At 68.6% G+C, this 20,915-nt stretch carries 11 protein-coding genes; 5 read left to right on the plus strand and 6 right to left on the minus strand.

The genetic code is table 11. The features are described from left to right. Positions 1-5: 5 nt before the first annotated feature. A complete protein-coding gene (locus tag JI752_RS00820; protein WP_216958048.1) occupies positions 6-1,322 on the minus strand; it encodes a glycerophosphodiester phosphodiesterase family protein in 1,317 nt (438 codons plus the stop codon). Positions 1,323-1,704: 382 nt separating this feature from the next. Continuing rightward, a complete protein-coding gene (locus JI752_RS00825; protein WP_216958049.1) occupies positions 1,705-6,228 on the minus strand; it encodes a DEAD/DEAH box helicase in 4,524 nt (1,507 codons plus the stop codon). Positions 6,229-6,422: 194 nt separating this feature from the next. On the opposite strand from JI752_RS00825, the gene JI752_RS00830 reads away from it, so the two are divergent. Then, entirely contained in the window at positions 6,423-7,274 is an 852-nt protein-coding gene (locus JI752_RS00830) for an NAD-dependent protein deacetylase (protein WP_216958050.1), read from the plus strand. Between the two features lie 168 nt (positions 7,275-7,442). On the opposite strand, the gene JI752_RS00835 is transcribed toward JI752_RS00830, so the two are convergent. Beyond that, positions 7,443-8,882, minus strand: a complete 1,440-nt coding sequence (locus JI752_RS00835) for an amino acid permease (protein ID WP_216958052.1) — start codon at positions 8,880-8,882, stop codon at positions 7,443-7,445. Between the two features lie 354 nt (positions 8,883-9,236). Here JI752_RS00835 and JI752_RS00840 point away from each other — a divergent pair, with 354 nt between their 5' ends. The 3 genes from JI752_RS00840 to JI752_RS00850 all read left to right on the plus strand — a co-directional run bounded on the left by JI752_RS00840 (position 9,237) and on the right by JI752_RS00850 (position 11,691). Then, on the plus strand, positions 9,237-10,406 hold the full coding sequence (locus tag JI752_RS00840; RefSeq protein WP_216958054.1) for an MFS transporter: 1,170 nt from the start codon (positions 9,237-9,239) through the stop codon (positions 10,404-10,406). 102 nt (positions 10,407-10,508) lie between these two features. After that, on the plus strand, positions 10,509-11,066 hold the full coding sequence (locus JI752_RS00845; protein ID WP_216958056.1) for a DUF2939 domain-containing protein: 558 nt from the start codon (positions 10,509-10,511) through the stop codon (positions 11,064-11,066). A 109-nt stretch (positions 11,067-11,175) separates the two neighbouring features. Next, entirely contained in the window at positions 11,176-11,691 is a 516-nt protein-coding gene (locus tag JI752_RS00850) for a CHRD domain-containing protein (RefSeq protein WP_216958058.1), read from the plus strand. On the opposite strand, the gene JI752_RS00855 is transcribed toward JI752_RS00850, so the two are convergent. Next, positions 11,688-12,593: a 5'-nucleotidase gene (locus tag JI752_RS00855; RefSeq protein ID WP_216958060.1), complete on the minus strand. Its 906-nt coding sequence runs from the start codon at positions 12,591-12,593 to the stop codon at positions 11,688-11,690. The two genes, JI752_RS00850 and JI752_RS00855, sit on opposite strands and share 4 nt — an antisense overlap. 157 nt (positions 12,594-12,750) lie before the next feature. Here JI752_RS00855 and JI752_RS00860 point away from each other — a divergent pair, with 157 nt between their 5' ends. Further along, entirely contained in the window at positions 12,751-14,211 is a 1,461-nt protein-coding gene (locus tag JI752_RS00860) for a DUF1254 domain-containing protein (protein ID WP_216958062.1), read from the plus strand. Between the two features lie 579 nt (positions 14,212-14,790). Here JI752_RS00860 and JI752_RS00865 read toward each other — a convergent pair. Together JI752_RS00865 and JI752_RS00870 are read right to left on the minus strand one after the other, a co-directional pair. Next, on the minus strand, positions 14,791-15,564 hold the full coding sequence (locus tag JI752_RS00865) for an NAD kinase (protein WP_216958064.1): 774 nt from the start codon (positions 15,562-15,564) through the stop codon (positions 14,791-14,793). A 286-nt stretch (positions 15,565-15,850) separates the two neighbouring features. Then, positions 15,851-20,884 carry an NAD-glutamate dehydrogenase domain-containing protein gene (locus JI752_RS00870; RefSeq protein ID WP_216958066.1) on the minus strand — a complete coding sequence of 1,678 codons (5,034 nt, stop codon included), beginning with the start codon at positions 20,882-20,884 and terminating at the stop codon, positions 15,851-15,853. Positions 20,885-20,915 lie beyond the last annotated feature (31 nt).

The raw sequence follows: 20,915 nt of genomic DNA on the forward strand, positions 1-20,915 counted from the left end.
GTTGCTCACCTTCCCCGAACCCCATTCACCTCAAGAAAAATCTCCCGCGCGAGCACGCCCTGATCTGGCTGGTCGATGAAGAACCCCTGCGCGCCGAGCCCATACAACTGCAACGCTTCGGCAACGACCGACTGCGGCACGCCACCCGGCGTCTGCGCGAGGTAGGTTTCCTCCGCGCGCAAGGTATACGGATGCACCTGCAGCCCTGCCTTCAACGCCCAGCCCAGCATCGGATGGACGATCCCCGTGCCCTGCCCCGTCAGTTCCGCCTTGCCGTCGCCGTCGGCGTCCACCGGCGCGGCCAACGTCGTGCGCGGCAACAGACTGCCCTTCCACGGGCCGACGCCGCTGGCGTAGTTCGCCTTCATCCATGCGAGCACGGCTTCGTTCGCGAACGCACCGTAACGCGTGGCGGCATTCAATCCGCCCGGCACCTGCTGCGCGAGGCCGCCGTAGAGCGCCGCGAGATCGGCGCCGTGGGCCACGTTGTAAGCCACGTCGTAGGGCGTTGCACTGACGAAGTCGTCGTAGAGCTGCACCAGCGGCAGGTCGATGCCCGCCGCCGGCATCAGTTTCGTCTTCAGCTCGATCAGGTTCTCGAACTCGAAGCTCTGCACGTAGATGCGACGCGGGTCGGTGAAGCCTTCGGCGACCAGCGTCTCCACCAGCTTCGCGCCGAGCGAGGTGTGGATCGGCGTGCCGTCCAGACGCCGACCTTCACGCGCGAAGTACGTTGGATGCTTGGTTTCCGGATAGATGCCGATGCGACGTCCGTTGCGGCTTTCGCGCTTCACCAATGCGATGACTTCGGCCAGTGTGGGAATCGCATACAGCCCGTCGAAGCGCGTGTTGCCCGGGCGTATCGCCGGGATCCGCTCCTTCGCACGCAGCGTCTTCAGCTCGGCGAGCGTGAAGTCCTCGGTGAACCAGCCGGTCATCGTCACGCCGTCGATGGTCTTGGTCGCGCGGCGATTGGCGAACTGCGGATGCGAGGCGACGTCGGTGGTGCCGGAGATTTCGTTCTCGTGACGCGCCACCAGCACGCCGTCCTTCGTGGCGACCAGATCGGGCTCGATGAAATCCGCACCCTGGCGGATCGCCAGGCGATAGGCCTCCAGCGTGTGTTCGGGCCGGTAGCCGCTGGCGCCGCGGTGGGCGATGACGATCAAGCCCTGGCGGCCGGGTGGGTCCGACGGACGGTGGCGGTCATGGGTCATCGCCGCATCATCGGCGAAAGCGGTGGGCGTGGCGATGCAGCAGGCAAACAAGGTGACGGTGACGGCGGCGACACGGGCCAGGCGCCCGGACAACAACGTATGCATGGTGCGCTCCTTGCGTTCAGGGGACGCCGGCTCCCCCGTGCAACCGGCCGCGTCATGCTCGTCGTTCAAGATTGCGTGACGTTGACGGTGGTGCGTCAGGCGAATGGTCTTGCATCGGCGCGGCAAAGTGCGTGACGACGTCGCTACTTCCCGCCCGCCAAGCACAGCGGACATTCTCGCGAAGGCGGGAATCCAACGGTCGGGCGCGTCACGTCCTTCGAAGGCCGTGCAGGCTCGCATGCATGGATCCCCGCCTTCGCGGGGATGACGGCATTGGGGCGGATGACGAGATGGCCTGGGTCCCGGCCTTCGCCGGAATGACGGGCTGTTGCCAGAACGAGGGACTGCTCCCCAGCTGTCGGCCCGGAACCTGCGCGCCAGCTCAATGCGTCGTACGCACCACCGGCGCCAGCGACGGCAGCGTGACCGGCGCGGCGAAGCCAGCGATCGAACGCTCCGGTTCGCGCAACAGCACGCGGCGGACCGTGGCTTCCTCGTCGTTGGGCAGTTCGGCGAGCAGGTTCACCTCGCCCGACACCAGCGTCGCCAGCGGCACGCCGTCGCGATACAGGACGCGCGCCCCCGCCAGCCGCGGCACCTTTTCGCCGGACACGACGGTTCCGACGAGATTGAGCGGATCCACCGCCGAGACGACCACCATCGCCCCGTCGTGTGCGCGCTGGCGCACCTGGCGCATCAGGCCGATCGCCTCCGGCAGCGCGAACTGCTCGCCCGACAGGCCCGAGATGAAGCGACCACCGCGAATCTCGCCGCGCGCTTCGAGCCGGTGGTAGACGCGCACCAGATCGCGCCACGCCGGCAGCCACGGCGCTTCGCGTTCGAGCAGGCGCCAGCACACCACGCCGTAGCGGCGCAGCAAGGTGCGCGCGACGTGTTCGACATCCTCCGGCGTGCGCGCTGCATCGCCCGATGCGTTGCGGCGGATCAGCGCCCAGCGGCCCGCATCCTCGATGCCGAACAACGCCGCGCGACGGCGTCGGCCCGGGTTCGCACTCGGGCGCTTCGACGCGGGCACCAGCAAGGCGCGCAATCCGGCGTAGCTGTCGCAATGCACACGGCCGCGCGCGACGAGTTCGGCCAGCACGTCCTCCAGTTCGGTTCGCAGCAGGTGCGCGCCGATGACCAGTTCATCGAAGAACGAAGCGCCGTGCTCGCCGAGGTAGTCGACCACCTTCTGCGCGCGCGAAGACAAGGCCTCGTCGGCCGCGGGCGGCGGCGCGAGCCGTGTCCACACGCCGGCATCGCGGCGCGGCAGCAACACGACCGGCGTGGCGCGCACCGGCGTGCTGCCACGCGTGTTCGTGCTGTCGGCAGTGCCGGCGCGCAGACGCGTCCACAGCGTGCGGCCCGCGGTGCACAGGTCGTCGAGCCAGGTGATCGAATAGTCGTTCACGCGCGCGGGCAGCAGCTCGCTTTCCCACGCGGCGGCCGGTGCTTCGAAGCCTTCCATCTGCGCAAGCACGCCGGCCAGCGCCTCCGGTCCGTTGACGCGCGCCAAGGGCGCCACGCGCTGCCAGTCGAACAGGAAGCGCATGAAGTCGCGCGGCGCGACCGGTTCGATCTCGCGGCGCAGGCGCTTGAGCGTATAGCGATGGATGCGCGCCAGAAGGTGCCGCTCGCACCATTCGTCCACGCCGATGCCGGGCGTGAAGCGGCCCTGCATCACGTAGCCTTCGTTCTGCAGGCGCAGCAGCGCCAGCTCGACATCGGCCTTCGTCAGCGACAGGTCGTCCGCGATCACCTGCGCCGGCAGCGGCCCAAGTCCCGTCAGGCGCGAGCGCAGCAGTTCGACCAGCGCATCCTCGCGATCCCACGGCTGCGCGGCGTATTCGGCAGGCGCTTCGATCGGCGGGTGCATCGCGACATCGGCGAACACCGCCTGCAACTGCGGCAACCGCTCGGCCGCGACCCACAGGCCGTTGCCGTCGGGATTGCGCTGACCCACGGGCTTGTCGAGCGCCGGCGGTTGCAGCTGCGTGGCGCGGTGCGCCTTGACCAGCCGCTGCAGCCAGTCGGCCCAGCCGTTCTCGCGCACTTCGCGGATCGTGACCACGCCCAGGCCCATCAGCGCTTCGTGCATCTCGTCGGCGCTGCGCACCTGCGGCCAGCATTCCTCGCGCACGGCATCGATGGCGTCTGCGTCCAGGCGGCCCAGGTCGTCGGCGCTTTGCGCGTCGGTGTAGCGGCGCGTCTGCACGGCCTGCGTGCGGCGCTCTTCCAGAGGCGCGTCATCGAGGAAGGCGTAGGGCCGCGCGTTGAGGATCTCTGCCGCGAACGGCGACGGCGCGCTGAGATCGCGCGCGACCACCTGCACTTCGCCGGCCTCCATCGCACGCAGCACGTCGAGCCAGCCGTCGAGGTCCATCGCTTCGTGCAGGCAATCGTGCAGGGTCTGCGCGACCAGCGGATGATCGGGGACTTCGCGCTCGCCGACGAGGTTCTCCGCGCACGCGACCTGGTCCGGGAAGACGGTGGCGAGCAGGTCTTCGGACTTCATGCGCTGCAACTGCGGCGGCACCTTCTTGCCGCCCACGAAGCGTGGCAGCGCCAGCGCGGTGGTCGCCACCCAGCGCCAGCGCACGCCGAACAGCGGCGCATCGAGCAACGCCTGGATCAGCACGTGCTCGGCGGAGGACGAATGCAGGTAGCTGGCCACTTCGATCAGCGGGAAGCTGTGGCTGGTCGACAGCGAGAGGATGATCGCGTCTTCCGTCGCCGCCGCCTGCAGTTCGAAGTTGAACTTGCGGCAGAAGCGCTTGCGCAGCGCCAGGCCCCAGGCGCGGTTGATGCGGCTGCCGTAGGGCGTGTGGATGATGAGCTGCGTGCCGCCGGACTCGTCGAAGAAGCGCTCCAGCACGAGCGTGTTCTGCGTCGGCATCGCGCCGAGTGCGGCGGCGGTGCTGGCAAGGTACTCGATGATCTGTCGCGCGGCTTCGGGAATGAGCTTCACCTCGTCGGTGAGCCAGGCGAAGGCGCCGCTGCCTTCGATGTGCGCCAGGTGCTGCGCACGCGCCTGCTCCTCCTCCGGGGTTGCCTCGATGGGGTCGTCCTGCATCGGCGATGACGCCAGCATCGGCGCCACGCGCGCGGTGACCTCCTCGCGCAGGCGCGATACCGCGAAGGACAACTCATCCGTCCGGCCCGGCGCTTCGCCCAGCCAGAACGGAATGCTCGGCGGCTGGCCCTGCGCGTCTTCCACGCGCACCTTGCCGGGCTCCACGCGCAGGATGCGGTAGCTGGCGTTGCCGAGCTGGAAGATGTCGCCGGCCATGCTTTCGACGGCGAAGTCCTCGTTCACCGTGCCGATGAACACCGACTCCGGTTCCATGACGACCGAGTAATCGGCCGTATCCGGAATCGTGCCGCCCGACATCAGCGCGGTGGTGCGTCCGCCCTTGCGGCCGCGCACGACGCGATTGACCGCATCGCGATGCAGATAGCCGGCGCGGATGCCGCGCCGCGTGGTGAAGCCGTCGGCGAGCATGCGCACGATGGCGTTGAAATCCTCGCGCTTGAGCTGCGCATACGGCCATGCGCGGCGGACCCAGTCGAACAGCGCGTCCTCGTCCCACTCGCGGCAGGCGGCCTCGGCGACGATCTGCTGCGCCAGCACGTCCAGCGGCGCGTCTGGCATGACCAGCGCGTCGAGTTCGCCGCGCTGCACGCTGTCGAGCAACGCCGCGCATTCGATCAGTTCGTCGCGTGTCTGCGGGAACAACCGACCCTTCGGCGTACCGCCGACGGCATGGCCGGAACGCCCCACGCGTTGCAGGAAGGCGGCGATCGAACGCGGCGAACCGAGCTGGCACACCAGGTCCACGTCGCCGATGTCGATGCCCAGCTCCAGCGATGCGGTGGCGACCAGCACGCGCAGTTCGCCGCGCTTGAGCCGCTGCTCCGCGTCCAGGCGCAGCTCTTTCGACAGGCTGCCGTGGTGCGCGGCCACCGCGTCCTTGCCGAGCTTCTCGCCCAGGTGGTGCGCGGCGCGCTCGGCCATGCGGCGCGTGTTCACGAAGACCAGCGTGGTGCGGTGCTGCTCGACCAGTTCGGCCACGCGCGTGTAGACCTGCTCCCACTGGTCGCTCGACATCACCGCGCTGAGCGGCGTGGGCGGCAGTTCCAGGGCGAGATCGCGCTTGCGGGTGTAGCCGATGTCGACGATCTCGCAGTCGGGCGTGCCGTCGCTGGCGACGGCGGCGGAACCGACGAGGAATCGCGCGACCTCTTCGATCGGCTTCTGCGTCGCCGACAGGCCCACGCGCGTGAGCCTGCGCCCGCACAGCGCTTCCATGCGCTCCAGCGAGAGCGTCAGGTGGCTGCCGCGTTTGCTTGCGGCGACGGCGTGGATTTCATCGACGATGACCGTGCGCACGGTTGCCAGCATCGCGCGGCCGGACTCGGAGCCCAGCAGCACGTACAGCGATTCGGGCGTCGTGACGAGGATGTGCGGCGGCTTGCGGCGGTTGGCGGCGCGCTCGGCCTGCGGGGTGTCGCCGGTGCGCACGGCGGTGCGGATGTCCACGTCCGGCAGGCCCATCGCGGCCAGTTCCTCGCGGATGCCGGCCAGCGGGGCTTCCAGGTTGATGCGGATGTCGTTCGACAGCGCCTTCAATGGCGAGATGTAGACGACGGAGGTTTCGTCCGGCAGGCCCGCGGGGGCGTCGAACAGGGCATCGCCGCCGGCATGCTCCAGGCCCTGACGGACGAGCGTGTCGATCGCGGTCATGAACGCGGTGAGCGTCTTGCCCGAGCCCGTGGGCGCGGCGACCAGCGTGTTGCGGCCGCTGCGGATCGCCGGCCATGCCTGCACCTGCGCCGCCGTGGGCGCGGGGAAGGCCTTGGCGAACCAGGCCGAGACGGCGGGATGGAAGGCGCTCAGGGGCATCGGAGGATGGTGATGGGGCGGTGTCTCATTCCGTGAGACGAGGATGGGGCACGTCGCGCGCGTTTATCGCGACTGTTCATTGGGGAACGCAAAACGGGGGTCTTGTCCCTCTTCCGCAGGCGCCGGGGCCGCCTTCGTTCATCTTGCCGCAGCCCCTTGCGACGCGGCATTCGGTGCATACCTAAGATGGGGTCATGTCCGCCCTCGCCAACTCCCCTGCCCCTGCCCCGTCCCCGGCCGCCGAGCGCCTGCGCGCCTGGCTGGCGCCGTTCCGACGCGTGTTCGTGCTCACCGGCGCCGGTTGCAGCACCCGTTCCGGCATTCCCGATTACCGCGATGCCGACGGCCAGTGGAAGCGCACGCCGCCCGTCACCTACCAGGCCTTCACCGGCGATGCGCGCGTGAACGCGCGTTACTGGGCGCGCAGCTTCATCGGCTGGCCGCGCATCGACGAAGCGCAACCGAACGCGGTGCACCACGCCTTGGCCGATTGGGGTGCGCGCGGCGGCATCTCCGCGCTGCTCACGCAGAACGTCGACGGCCTGCACCAGCGCGCCGGCAGCCAAGGCGTGATCGACCTGCACGGCCGGCTGGACGGCGTGGTCTGCCTGTCGTGCCGCTCGCATTCCGCGCGCGCCGACCTGCAAACGCGGCTGGCCGATGCGAACCCCGACTGGGCCGGGCTGGAAGCCACCACGGCGCCCGACGGCGACGCGGACCTGGACGGCCTGGACTTCACCCGCTTCCACGTGCCGGCCTGCGAAATTTGCGGCGGCATGCTGAAACCGGACGTCGTGTTCTTTGGTGAAAACGTGCCGCGCGAACGCGCCGTGCAGGCCGGCGATGCCTTGAAGGCTTCCGACGCGATGCTGGTCGTGGGTTCGTCGCTGATGGTGTATTCGGGCTTCCGCTTCGCGCGGATGGCGGCGGAAGCGGGAATCCCGCTGGCGATCCTCAATCGCGGGCGCACGCGGGCGGATGAGCTGGCTGCGTTGAAGGTCGAGGACGAGGCCGGCGCGGCGCTTGCTGCGGCGCTGGGCGGTTGAGGCAGCGGCGCGCCGGTACCAATACCGTCATTCCCGCCTTCGCGGGAATGACGACTGAAAGCGTGATGGCTGGACGGGCGATTCAAACGCTGGAAGGGCGAAAGTGCATGGCCCAAAAAACGAAAGGCGCCACCCGGCGCCTTTCGCAATTCAAGCGTGGACGAAAGATCAGGCTTCCTGTCCCTTCGCCAGCAGGCTCGCGCGGCGGCTGTAGGCCAGGTACACCACCACGCCCACGACGTTCCACGCCAGGAACCACAGTTGCGTCTTGTGCGGCAGGCTCCAGAACAGATACAGGCAGCCCAGGATCGCCAGCGGCCCCACTACCCACGCCATCGGCGTGCGGAACGTGCGCGGACGGTTCGGATCGCGCACGCGCAGCACGAGCAGGCACACCGCGACCGCGATGAAGGCCACCAGCGTGCCGGCGTTGGCCAGCGCGGCGATCTCGTCCAGACGTGCCACGCCCGCCAGCGCCGCGACCAGCACGGCGGTGAACACGGTGATGGCGACCGGCGTGCCGGTGCGCGGGTTCACCTTCGACAGGCTGCGCGGCAGCAGGCCGTCGCGCGACATCACGAAGAAGATGCGGCTCTGGCCGTAGAAGAACGCCAGCAGCACGGTCGGCAACGCGATCACCGCGACGATACCGATCACCAGCGCCGCGGTGCCGTGGCCGAGCTCGCGCATGATCAGCGCCAGCGGTTCGGCGCTCTTGCTGAAGACGCTGAAGCTCATCGCGCCCACGGCAGCCAGCGCGACCAGCACGTAGATGATCGTGCAGCCGATCATCGAGCCGATGATGCCGATGGACAGGTCGCGGCCGGGGTTCTTGGTTTCCTCGGCGGCGGTGGAGATCGCGTCGAATCCGTAGAAGGCGAAGAAGATGATGGCCGCCGCCGCCATCACACCGCGCTCCATGCCGTCGGCGCCGGTGGACTTGGAGAAGCCATACGGCATGAACGGCTGCAGGTTGCTGCTGTCGAACGCCGGCAGCGCCACGGCGATGAACACGCCCAGCGCGATCAGCTTGAACACCACCAGGAATGCGTTGAGCGTGGCGCTCTCGCGCGTACCGGCGATAAGCATGCCGGCGACGAGGAAGGTGATGACGATGGCCGGCAGGTTGATCACGCCGCCCGCGTGCGGCCCGGCGGCCAGTGCCGCGGGCAGGGTCACGTCCCAGCCTGTGTTTTGCGATACCCATTGCAGGAAGCCGGCAAAGTAGCCCGACCAGCCCACCGCCACGGTGCTCACCACCAGCGAGTACTCCAGGATGAGGCTCCAGCCGACGACCCAGGCGATGGCTTCGCCCAGCACCGTGTAGCTGTAGGTGTAGGCGCTGCCGGCCGCCGGCATCATCGTCGACATCTCGGCGTAGGCCAGCGCGGCGCAGGCGCAGACCATGCCGGCGACGATGAAGGACAGCAGCACGGCCGGGCCCGCCTTGTCCGCGCCCACGCCGATCAGCGTGTAGATGCCCGTGCCGACGATGGCGCCGATGCCCAGCGCGACCAGGTGCGGCCACCCCAGGGTGGGCACCAGCCGCCGCCCTTCCTCATGGACGGTGACCTTGTCGATGTCCTTGCGCCGGAGCCATGACTGCATGGAAGTACCTCGTGTGGAGCGGCTGGGAAGGCGCACATACTGAGCCATCGCACGGTCGGATGCGATGTGCGGTGCAGCTTGCGCGGGAACCGCCCGATGGTGCACGGCACGCCTCGGGCGCGCCGGCGCCGCGAAACGCTCGCAGTTGGAGCCCCGCTCCCGTTCGGGAGAGAGGGGGTGGGGTTAGGGGCGACGTTGCGGCAAGGTCCCTGCCCTCATCCGCCTGCCGGAGAGGGTGCACGAGCCCTCTCCCGCGAGCGGGAGAGGGGTTGGGGTGAGGGCCGACGTTGCGGCAACGTCCGCACTCTCACGCGCGCCCTCATAATCCGCGTTCCCACGCCGCAGGCCGCTCGTTTGTCCCCCGCCGATTTCCGCCGCTACGCGCTGTTCTATCTGGGCTACTACGGCGCGTTGGGCGCCTACACGCCCTACATCGGCCGCTGGGTCGCGGCCAACGGTCACGGCGGCTACGTTGTGGGCGCGATGCTGGCGCTGTGGTACGGCGGGCGCATCGTCGCGCCGCCGACCTGGGCGCGCATGAGCGCGCGCAGCGCCACGCCGGGCCATTGGCTGGTCGCCGGCTGCGCGCTCGCGCTGCTGGGCTTCGCGGCGTTCGCCGGCTTCGACCATGGCGTGATGCTGTTCGTGGCGATGGCGTGGTTCGGCGTGTTCTTCAACGCGGTGATGCCGCAGTTCGAGGCGATGACGCTCTCCGCGCTGGGCGCGCGCAACCACGACTACGGCCGCATCCGCATGTGGGGCTCGATCGGCTTCCTCGTGGTCGCCGGCACCTACGGCTGGCTGCTCGATCGCCTGGGCAACGACGCCTTCGTCTGGCTCACCCTGCCCTGGCTGGCGCTCACGGTCGCGGCGGCCTGGCTGCACCGGGAAGATCGCCCGGTCCCGCAACCGGCCGCGGAAACCACCGTGCGCGGCGAACTGTGGCGCCGCCCCGGCGTGCGCCACCTGCTGGTGACGGCGCTGCTGATGCAGCTGGGCTTCGGGCCGTTCTACGTGTTCTACACCCTGCACCTGCAGGCCCACGGCCACGACGGCTTCGCGGTCGGCGTGCTGTGGGCGATCGGCGTGAGTTGCGAGATCGCGATGTTCTGGCTTGCCCCGCGTCTGGTGCAGCGCTACGGCGCGCACCGGCTGATGACCGCCTGCCTGCTGGCGACCATCGCGCGCTGGACGATCGTGGCGCTGTTCGGCGGCTCGTTCGCGTGGATGGCGCTTGCACAGAGCGGCCATGCGCTGAGCTTCGCCGCCTTCCACGCCGGCTGCATGCGGCGCATGGCCGAGCTGTTCCCACAGCGTCGCGACATGGCCGCCGCGCAGGGGTTGCTGTACGGCTTCAGCGGCGGCATCGGCGGCGTGGCCGGTGCGGGCGTGGCGGCGGTCATGTGGCAACTGGGCGCGGGGCGTTGGGCGTTCCTCGCCGGTGCGGCCATCGCCTGCGTCGCGCTTGCGGCCCATGTGCTGCCGGCACGCGAGCGGCGCGAGGCCGCGGTCGGCGACGCCTGATCGAAGCAAATCTGCCATGCAAGCCACCGCGGTGAGGGCGGCTTCATCCACGCGCGCGCCACCGCCCGTACCATCGCGCTTCGTCCCGTCGAGAACGCACGCATGAAGAAGTGGATCGCCCTGGTCGTCGTCGTGCTGCTGGCCTTGGCGGGTTGGATCGCGGCCGGTCCTTTCCTCACGATCAATTCGATCCGCGAGGCGGTCGCGCAGGAAGACACGGCGGCGCTGTCGCGGCATGTGGATTTCGACGCCGTGCGCAGCAGCCTGCGCGCGCAGGTGGAAGACACGCTGGCGCGCAATGCGGGCGCCGGGATGCAGGACAACCCGCTGGGCGCGTTCGCGCTGGGCCTGGCGAACCGCGCCGCCGGTGGCATCGTCGACATGCTCGCCACGCCCGCCGGCATCGGCGCGGTGCTGCAGGGACGGGGGCTGCTCCATCGCATCAGCGGCGGCGGTGTCGATCCCAACGACGGCCTCGCGCACACCCCGCCTCCCGATCCGCTGCGCGATGCCCGCTATCGCTTTGAATCGCCCTCGCGTTTCACCGCCACGGTGCACAACGCCGACGGCGACCCGGTGGTGTTCGTGCTGACGCGCGACGGCTTGCGCTGGAAGCTGACCGACATCCGCCTGCCGCTGCAGGCCCTGATCGGGCCGTGACCGCCCGTCGCCCGGGCGCGGCGCCAGGGCCGGATTTCACCGTCCGATAACCGCGCCGGGACCACCGTCCGCTCGGCGTGATCCGCGCCGCGTTCCGCAGGTGAACGTCATGATCCGCACCGCACTGCTCGGAGTGGCCGTGCTCTTGTCGGCGGCCGCATTCCCCGCGTCCGATGCCCGCGCCGAAAACCGTCAGATCCGGGCCGTCCTGGAAGGCAGCGAAGAAGTCCCGGCCCTGTCCACCGACGGCCGCGGCAGCTTCCGCGCCCGCATCGCACCCGGCGGCGGCGCGATCCACTACGAGCTGGCCTACGCCGACCTGGAAGGCACCGTCACCCAGGCGCACATCCACATCGGCCAGAAGGGCGTGAACGGCGGCATCGCCGCGTTCCTGTGCACCAACCTCGGCAACGGCCCGGTCGGCACGCAGGCCTGCCCTGCAGCCCCGGGGCGCATCACCGGCGTGATCGTCGCCTCCGATGTCATCGGTCCGAACGGCCAGGGCGTGGCCGCCGGCGAACTGGACGAAGTGGTACGCGCGCTACGCGAAGGCTATGCCTACGCCAACGTGCACAGCACGCTCTATCCGGGCGGCGAGATCCGCAGCCAGCTCGGCGACGACTAGCGGTTGGCGATCCCGTGCGGCACGTGCCCGGCGGCGACGTGGTCGCGCGCCGACAGGATGTTGTGCTCGGAATCGTCGAAGAAGATGTCCGCGCCGAAGGCGTCCAGGAACGGCCCCTTCGCGCGGCCACCGAGGAACAGCGCCTCGTCCAGGCGGATGTCCCACTGGCGCAGCGTGCGGATCACGCGTTCGTGCGCGGGGATCGAGCGCGCGGTGACCAGCGCGGTGCGGATCGGCGAGCCCTGCCCGGTCGGGAAGGCCTGCTGCAAGCGGTGCAGCGCGTCGAGGAAACCGCGGAACGGCCCGCCCGACAGCGCCTGCCCGGCGTGGCTGCGCTCGTGTTCGGTGAAGGCCGCCAGGCCGCCTTCGCGCGAGACGCGCTCGCCTTCGTCGTCGAAGATCACCGCGTCGCCGTCGAAGGCGATGCGCAGTTGGTCGTGGCGCTTTTGTGGCGCCTTCGCCGGCAACAACGTCGCCGCGGCGACGCCGGCGGCCAGCGCGCTGCGCACGTCCTCGGCGTTGGCCGAGAGGAACAGGTCGGCGCCGAACGGACGGATGTACGGATACGGCGGTGCGCCGTTGCTGAAGGCCGCACGCTTGATCGCCAGCCCGTGGTGGGCGATCGAATTGAAGATGCGCAGGCCGCTGTCGGCGGAGTTGCGCGAGATCAGGATGACCTCCACGCGCGGCGCGTCCGGCGGCGCGCCCTCGTTGAGCGCAAGCAGCTTGCGCACCAGCGGGAAGGCGATGCCGGGCGCGAGCAGGTCGTCCTCGTGGGCACGCTGGAATTGCGCGTAGGAATCGATGCCCTCGCGCTCGAACAGCGCGTGGCTTTCTTCCATGTCGAACAGGGTTCGCGAGGAAATCGCGACGATCAACGGATCGGCATCACGGTCGGGCATGGGCCTATTGTGCCCCAAGCCGCCACCGCGGACCGGGCCCGGTCCGCCTTGATGCATCCCTTGCATCCGGGGGAGTAGTGTCCGCGGCAACGGGTCACGCGACGCGGTCCGGCGCGGGGCCGCCGGCTTGTGCCAGTCGAACCGCAAGGAGGACACCATGTCCGCCAGGCCGATCCAGAACGCGGTGCTCCTGGGTGCGCTGCTGCTCCCCGCGTTCCTGCTGCCGGGTTGCCGGCGCGATGCGCCCGATCCCGCTCCCGCATCGGGCACCGCCGTCACCGCCACGCCGGAGGAAGCGCGCAAGATCGCGCGCGATGCCTACGTCTACGGGTATCCGATGGTCGAGATGTACCGGATCATCCACGCCTACAGCATCGACAAGGCGAACCCGCTGTATCGCGGGCCGTTCAACACGCTGCTGAACTTCGATCGCGTGTTCACGCCGGACGACACCGCCATCGTCACGCCCAACGCCGACACGCCCTACACGCTGGCCAACCTGGACCTGCGCCGCGAACCGGTGGTGTTGAGCGTTCCGCAGATGGACCCGAAGCGCTACTTCGTGTTCCAGCTCATCGACCTGTACACGTTCAACTTCGATTACATCGGCAGTCGCGCCACGGGCAGCGGCGGCGGCCACTTCCTGATCGCCGGCCCGGACTGGGAGGGCCAGCCGCCGCCGGGCATCGACAAGGTGATCCGCTCCGAGACGCAGCTGGTGATGATCGGCGGGCGCACGCAGTTGTTCGGCGCGGACGACATGGCGAACGTGCGCAGAATCCAGGCCGGTTACCAGTTGCGGACGCTGTCGGCCTTCACCGCGACTACGCCGCCGCAACCGCCGCCGAAGATCCAGTGGATCGCGCCGTTGTCGCCGCAGGAGACGCGGACCTCGCCGGAGTTCTTCAACCAACTCGCCTTCCTGCTGCAGTTCGCGCCGGTGCATCCGTCCGAGCAGCATCTGCGCGATGGCTTCGCGCGGATCGGTGTCGTGCCGGGCGGCACGATCGATATTGCGGCGCTGGCGCCCGCCGTGCGTCAGGCGCTGGCCGACGGCATGGCCGACGGGCAGAAACAGATCGACTCGCGCCGCGCCGCGGCGACGGGCCGCGCCGACCAGATGTTCGGCACGCGCGAGGAGTTGAACAACGACTACATCGCCCGCGCCACCGCCGCGCAGGTGGGCATCGGCGGCAACTCGCGCGCCGAGGCGATCTACCGCCGGTACGAGATGGACAGCAACGATGAGCTCCTCGACGGCAGCCGCAACCGTTACGTGCTGCGTTTCGCCAAGGGCCAGCTGCCGCCGGTGAACGCGTTCTGGTCGGTCACCGCGTACACGCTGCCGCAGCAGTTGCTGGTGCGCAATCCGAAGGAGCGCTACCTCATCGGCTCGACGATGCTGCAAGACCTGAAGACCGACGCCGACGGCGGCATCACGATCCACCTGCAGAAGGACTCGCCGGGGCCCGCGCTGGAATCCAACTGGCTGCCCGTCCCGGACGGCCCCTTCATGCTGGTGCTGCGCAGCTATTGGCCGCAGAAGGCGATGCTGGAGTACGAGTGGTCGGCGCCGAAGGTGGAGCGGGTGCGGGGTGGAGCGGGTGCGCAAGGGTGATGGCGTCGTAGGCGGGCATGCGATCGCCTCGCACGATTCGCCATTCCGGCGAAGGCTGGGATCCAGGCCGTCATCCGATCTGCTGCATCACGCCTCATGAATCCTGTCATCACGGCGAAGGCCGGGATCCAGGCCGTCACCCGGTCTGCTGCATCACGCCCCATGAATCCTGTCATCCCGGCGAAGGCTGGGACCCAGGCCGTCATCCGGTCTGCTGCATCACGCCCCATGAATCCTGTCATCCCGGCGAAGGCCGGGATCCAGGCCATCACGCGCTCCGCGTCTATCGCGTCATTCCAGCGGAAGCTGGAATCCATTTGCTGTTGCTGTGCCGCTGACAAGCCACTGGTGAAAACGTGAAACGTCCCGGGATTCCCGCTTTCGCGGGAATGACGGGATGGAAAGGCATGAAGGGAATCGCGAAGCTGTGACACGCGTGTCAACGTTTGCAAGCGCTACGTCAGCAGGCGTCGACATGCCATCCATGGCGCAACGCAATCGGCTTCGGAACGCCCGGCCCGGCCATCCATGGCCGGGCGTTCGGCAGGCCGCGCGGCAGTGCCGCGCAAGCGGCCTGCCTCACCCAGCGATGAACTGCTCCGCCAGCATCCGCTCTTCCAGGTTGTGCTCCGGATCGAACAGCAACGTGACCGTGCGGTCGTGCGATTCGCGGATGGTCACTTCGACCACGTCGCGCACTTCGTGCGAGTCGGCGGTGGCGCTGACCGGGCGCTTGTATGGATCGAGCACGCGGAAGCGCACTTCGGTGTCGGCCTTGAGCACGGCGCCGCGCCAGCGACGCGGGCGGAATGCGGCGATCGGCGTCAGCGCGACCACGTTCGCGCCCAGCGGCAGGATCGGCCCGTGCGCGGAGAAGTTGTAGGCGGTGCTGCCGGCCGGCGTGGCCAGCAGCACGCCGTCGCAGATCAGCTCGTCCAGACGCGTCTCGCCGTTGAGGTCGATGCGCAGGTGCGCGGCCTGGCGGGTCTGTCGCAGCAGCGAGACTTCGTTGTAGGCCAGTGAGCCGACGGTGGCACCGGACTCGGTCTGCGCGACCATCTCCAGCGGGCGCAGCACGGCCGGTTCGGCCGCATGCAGGCGCGCGTGCAGGCCCTCGCCGTCGTGATGGTTCATCAGGAAACCGACGGTGCCCAGCTTCATGCCGTACACCGGTTTGCCCAGGCCGCCGTAACGGTGCAGCGTGGCGAGCATGAAGCCGTCGCCGCCCAGCGGTACAAGGATGTCGGCGTCTTCGGGTGCGTGCTGGCCATGGCGCGCGGTGAGCGAATGCAATGCGCGCTGCGCCTCTTCGGCGTTGCTGGCGAGGAAAGCGATGCGGGGCGTCGATGTCATCGGCGGCTCCAGGGTGACGGGGGGAGCATAACCGACGAGGCATGACGTTCGGATTGCCTTGGGACGCAGGCGGCCCGTCCATCCTTCGACTTCGGCCCTACGCTCAGCACGAACGGGGGCGGTCGCGTTGGCTCAGGCGGCAGCGATCGAGCATCACCGTCCGTCCTGAGCGTAGGCGCGCAGCGCCGAAGTCGAAGGATGGACGGGCCGGCGCCGCGCGTTCAATCCACGCAAAAGAAAAAGCCCGGCACCAGGCCGGGCTTCTTCATTCCACTGCGACGACGGTTTACGCCGCCGACGCAACCTGCGCCAGGCGACGCACCGCCACCGACAGCGTCGGGTAGTCCAGCGCCTTCTGGCTGTGCAGGTCGGCGAACATCGCCAGCGTGAAGCGCAGCGAGGAATCGTCGCGCTTGAGCCAGGCTTCGACCTTCTGCTCCGCCGGCTTCTTGCCGCCTTCGGCGAGGATCTGCGAGACCAGCGAGCGCGCCTGCGTGGCCAGCTCGTCGCGCAGTGCGCCGCGGGCCAGTGCCTGCCAGCGACCGTCGACCGGCAACTGCTCCACCTGCTCGTACAGCCACGGCAGGCTCAGCGCCGCGCCGAGCGAGAAGTAGGCCTTGGCCACTTCCAGCGGCGAGAGCTTGCGGGCCAGCGAGATCTCCACGACATCGCAGCCGAACTCCAGCAGCGGCAGCGCGGCGAGCTGTTCGGCCAACTGTGCCGGCACGCCCTTGCCCTTCCACTCGGCCACGCGCGCGTCGTATGCATCGCGACGCACGCCCGAGAGCACGCCCGGCAGCGCGGCGCGAACGGCGTTGAGGCCGTCGCTGTAACGCGCCATCGCATGCGTGATTTCCGGCATCTTGCCCGGACGCGACAGCAGCCAACGCGACATGGAGCGCAGCAGGTGCCAGATGACCTGCAGCGCATCGACCTGCACCGACTCCGGCACCTTTCCGTCGAGCGCGTCGATCTGCGCCCACAGGTCGCGCGCATCCACCGCCTCGCGGGCGATGGTGTAGGCCTCGGCGACTTCGGCCGGCGTGCGACCGGTGTCCTCGGTCATGCGCAGGGTGAAGGTCGCGCCCATGCGGTTGACCATCGAGTTGGTCACCGCCGTGGCGATGATCTCGCGCTTCAGGCGGTGGCCTTCCATCGCCTTGGCGTACTTGGCCTGCAGCGGCTGCGGGAAGTAGCGCACCAGTTCCTTCGACAGGTACGGGTCTTCCGGCACGTTGGAATCCAGCAACTGCTGGAACAGCACGATCTTGCTGTACGACAGCAGCACTGCCAGCTCCGGACGCGTCAGGCCCTGACCGCGCGACTTGCGCTCGGCGATCTCGGCGTCGGACGGCAGGAACTCGATCTGGCGATCCAGCAGCCCCTGCGATTCCAGCGTGCGGATGAAGTGCTGCTTGGAGCCCAGGCGATGCACGCTCATCCGCTCCATCAGGCTGATGGCCTGGTTCTGGCGGTAATTGTCGGTGAGCACCAGCTGGCCGACTTCGTCGGTCATCTGCGCGAGCAGCTTGTTGCGCTCGGGCAGCGTCAGCTTCTTCTTCTGCACTTCGCCGTTGAGCAGGATCTTGATGTTCACCTCATGGTCGGAGGTGTCCACGCCGGCGGAGTTGTCGATGAAGTCGGTGTTGAGCAGCACGCCGTGCTGCGCAGCCTCGATGCGGCCCAGCTGGGTCATGCCCAGGTTGCCGCCCTCGCCCACCACCTTGCAGCGCAGGTCGCGACCGTTGACGCGCAGCGCGTTGTTGGCGCGGTCGCCGACGTCGGCGTTGGTCTCGCTCGTCGCCTTCACGTAGGTACCGATGCCGCCGTTCCACAGCAGGTCGACCGGCGCCTTGAGGATCGCGCTGAGCAGTTCCGCCGGGCTGAGCGCGGTGATCGACGCGTCGATGCCGAGCGCCGTCTTGATTTCCGGCGACAGCATGATCGACTTGGCCGAGCGCGGGAACACGCCGCCGCCCTTGCTGATGAGCGACTTGTCGTAGTCGTCCCAGCTCGAACGCGGCAGCTTGAACATGCGCTCGCGTTCCTTGAACGTCTTCGCGGCATCCGGGTTCGGATCCAGGAAGATGTGGCGGTGGTCGAACGCGGCCAGCAGGCGGATGTGCTTGCTCAGCAGCATGCCGTTGCCGAACACGTCGCCGGACATGTCGCCCACGCCGACGACGGTGAAGTCCGCCTTCTGGCTGTCGCGGCCCATGGCGCGGAAGTGGCGCTTGACCGACTCCCACGCGCCGCGCGCGGTGATGCCCATGCCCTTGTGGTCGTAGCCCACCGAACCGCCCGAGGCGAACGCGTCGTCCAGCCAGAAGCCGTGCGCGCGCGCGATGCCGTTGGCGATGTCGGAAAAAGTGGCAGTGCCCTTGTCGGCGGCGACGACGAGGTACGGGTCGTCGTTGTCGTGGCGCACCACGTTCGACGGCGGCACGACCTTGCCGTTCACCAGGTTGTCGGTGATGTCGAGCAGGCCGTTGATGAAGCGCTTGTAGCAGGCCACGCCTTCGTTGAACCACGCGTCGCGGTCGACGGTGGGATCCGGCAGCTGCTTGGCGAAGAAGCCGCCCTTCGAACCGACCGGCACGATGACGGTGTTCTTGACCATCTGCGCCTTCACCAGGCCCAGCACTTCGGTGCGGAAATCTTCGCGACGGTCGGACCAGCGCAGGCCACCGCGTGCGACCGGGCCGAAGCGCAGGTGCACGCCTTCCACGCGCGGACCGTAGACGAAGATCTCGCGATACGGACGCGGCTTCGGCAGGTCCGGAACCTTCGACGAATCGAACTTGAAGCTGATGTAGTCGGCCGGGCCGCCGTCGGCGCGCAGGCCGTCCTTGTACTGGATGTAGTAGCTGGTGCGCAGCGTCGCATCGATCACGCCGATGAAGCTGCGCAGGATGCGGTCTTCGTCCAGGCTGGCGACGCGGTCGAACAGACCCTTGAGCGCATTGCGCGTGGCTTCGACCTGCACGTCGCGCTTGCCGGCGCGGGCTTCGATCGCCGGCTCCAGCGTGGCGAGCGTGGCTTCGTCGCCGTGTGCGAGCGCCTGCAGCTGGGCGCGGAACTGCTCCATGCCGGCCTTGATCTCGGCCTTGGACTCGTTGCCGGTGACCGGATCGAACTTGGCTTCGAACAGCTCCACCAGCAGGCGCGCCAGCAGCGGATAACGGTTGACCGTTTCTTCCACGTAGCTCTGCGAGAACGGCACGCCGACCTGCAGCAGGTACTTGCAGTAGCCGCGCAGCATCGCGACCTGGCGCCACGACAGGTTGGCGGTGAGGATCAGGCGGTTGAAGCCGTCGTTCTCGGCATTGCCGCGCCAGATCTGCGCGAAGGCCTGCTCGAAGTTCTCGTCGAGGTTGGACACGTCCAGGTTCGGATCGTTGGTCTCGACCTCGAAGTCCTGGATGAACACGGTCTGGCCGTTCGCCTGCAGGCGGTACGGGTGCTCGGAGATCACCCGCAGGCCCATGTTCTCCATCATCGGCAGCGCGTCCGACAGCGGGATGTCGTCGTTCTGGCGATAGAACTTGAAGCGCAGGCCGCCGTCGCCGTTGTGCGCGCGGTAGAGGCTCAGGCGTAGGTCGTCCGGACCGCTCAGCGCGGCCAGGTGCTCGACGTCGTCGGCGGCCACGTCGGCGCTGACTTCTTCGATGTAGCCCGCCGGCAATGCGCGACCGTAGGTGTTGGTGAGCGTGAGGCCGCGCTGCTCGCCGTGGCGGGCGACCAGCCTCTCACGCAGGTCGTCCTGCCAGTTGCGCACCAGCTTGGACAGCTCGGCTTCGATCTTCGCGCTGTCGGTCTCGATCGTCTCGCCGGACTTCGGACGTACGATCAGGTGCACCTGCGCCAGCGGCGATTCGCCGCCCAGCGTGACGGAGGAATCCACGTGCTCGCCGTGCAGCTCGCGCTTGAGCATGGACTCGATGCGCAGGCGAACGTCGGTGTTGAAGCGGTCGCGCGGGATGTAGACCAGCACCGAGAAGAAGCGGCCGTAACGGTCGCGGCGCAGGAACAGCTTGCTGCGCACGCGCTCCTGCAGGCCGAGGATGCCGGTCGCGGTGCGCAGCAGTTCCTCTTCGCTGGACTGGAACATCTCGTCGCGCGGCAGCGATTCCAGGATGTGGCGCAGCGCCTTGCCGCTGTGGCTGTCGGGCTTCAGGCCGGACTGCTGCATCACGTAGTTGTGACGCTGGCGCACCAGCGGGATGTCCCACGGGCGACGGTTGTACGCGCTGGAGGTGTACAGGCCAAGGAAGCGCTCCTCGCGCACCGGCTTGCCCTTGGCGTCGAAGCTCAGCACGCCGATGTAGTCCATGTAGCCCGGACGGTGCACGGTCGCGCGCGAGTTGGTCTTGGTCAGGATCAGCGCATCGACCGAACCGGACTGCGGCATGTAATGCGCCGCCAGCGAGGTCAGCAGGCGCGGCTTGCCCACGTCCTTACCACGCAGCAGGCCCATGCCCGAGGACTTCACCGCGCTGAGCACTTCCGCGCCGCCCTTTTCGACGACTTCGTACTCGCGATAGCCCAGGAAAGTGAAGTGGTTGTCGGACGCCCAGCGCAGGAACTCCTGCGCCTCGCGCTTGCCGGCCTCGCTCACGGGCAGGTTGCGCTGCGCCAGTTCTTCGGCGACCTCGCGCATCTTGGCCTGCATCTGCGGCCAGTCGCGCACGGATGCACGCACGTCGGCCAGCACCGCTTCGATCGCCTTGGCGATCTTCGGCATCGCCTCGGCCGGCTGGCGGTCGATTTCCAGATGCATCAGCGATTCGGGCTGGCCTTCGCCGACGGCGAGGATCTTGCCCGTCTTGTCGCGCTGGAACAGCACCACCGGGTGGCCCAGCACGTGCACGCCGATGCCCTGCTCGGCCAGCGCCATCGTCACCGAGTCGACCAGGAACGGCATGTCGTCGTTGGCGATCTGCACGACGGTGTGGGTGGACTCCCAGCCTTCGCCCTTCATCGTCGGGTTGAACAGGCGCACGAGCGCCGAACCGGGCTTGCGTGCGCGGGCGAAGTCGAGGAAATCGGCGGCCAGCTCGGCCCAGCCCTGCGCGTCGTGCTGCGGCAGCTCGTCGCTGCTCATGCGCTTGTAGAAGGCGTTGATGAACGCTTCGGCCTCGGCGTGGCGCGCCTTGGGCAGGTGCTTGCGCATCGCCTCGACGATCGGCGCAAGCGACACGCTGTCGTCCTTGGTGCCGTTCTTCGCAATGGCCTTGGTGGAGGTGCTCTTTGACGACGCGCGTTTGGCCGGCTCGGCCTTGGCGGCAGGTTTGGCAGCAGCGTTACGTTTGGTGCTCATGGCAACGGAAGTTCCAATGGAAGAAGGCCCA

Source organism: Lysobacter sp. MMG2, from assembly GCF_016735495.2.
GTDB lineage: Bacteria > Pseudomonadota > Gammaproteobacteria > Xanthomonadales > Xanthomonadaceae > Lysobacter_J.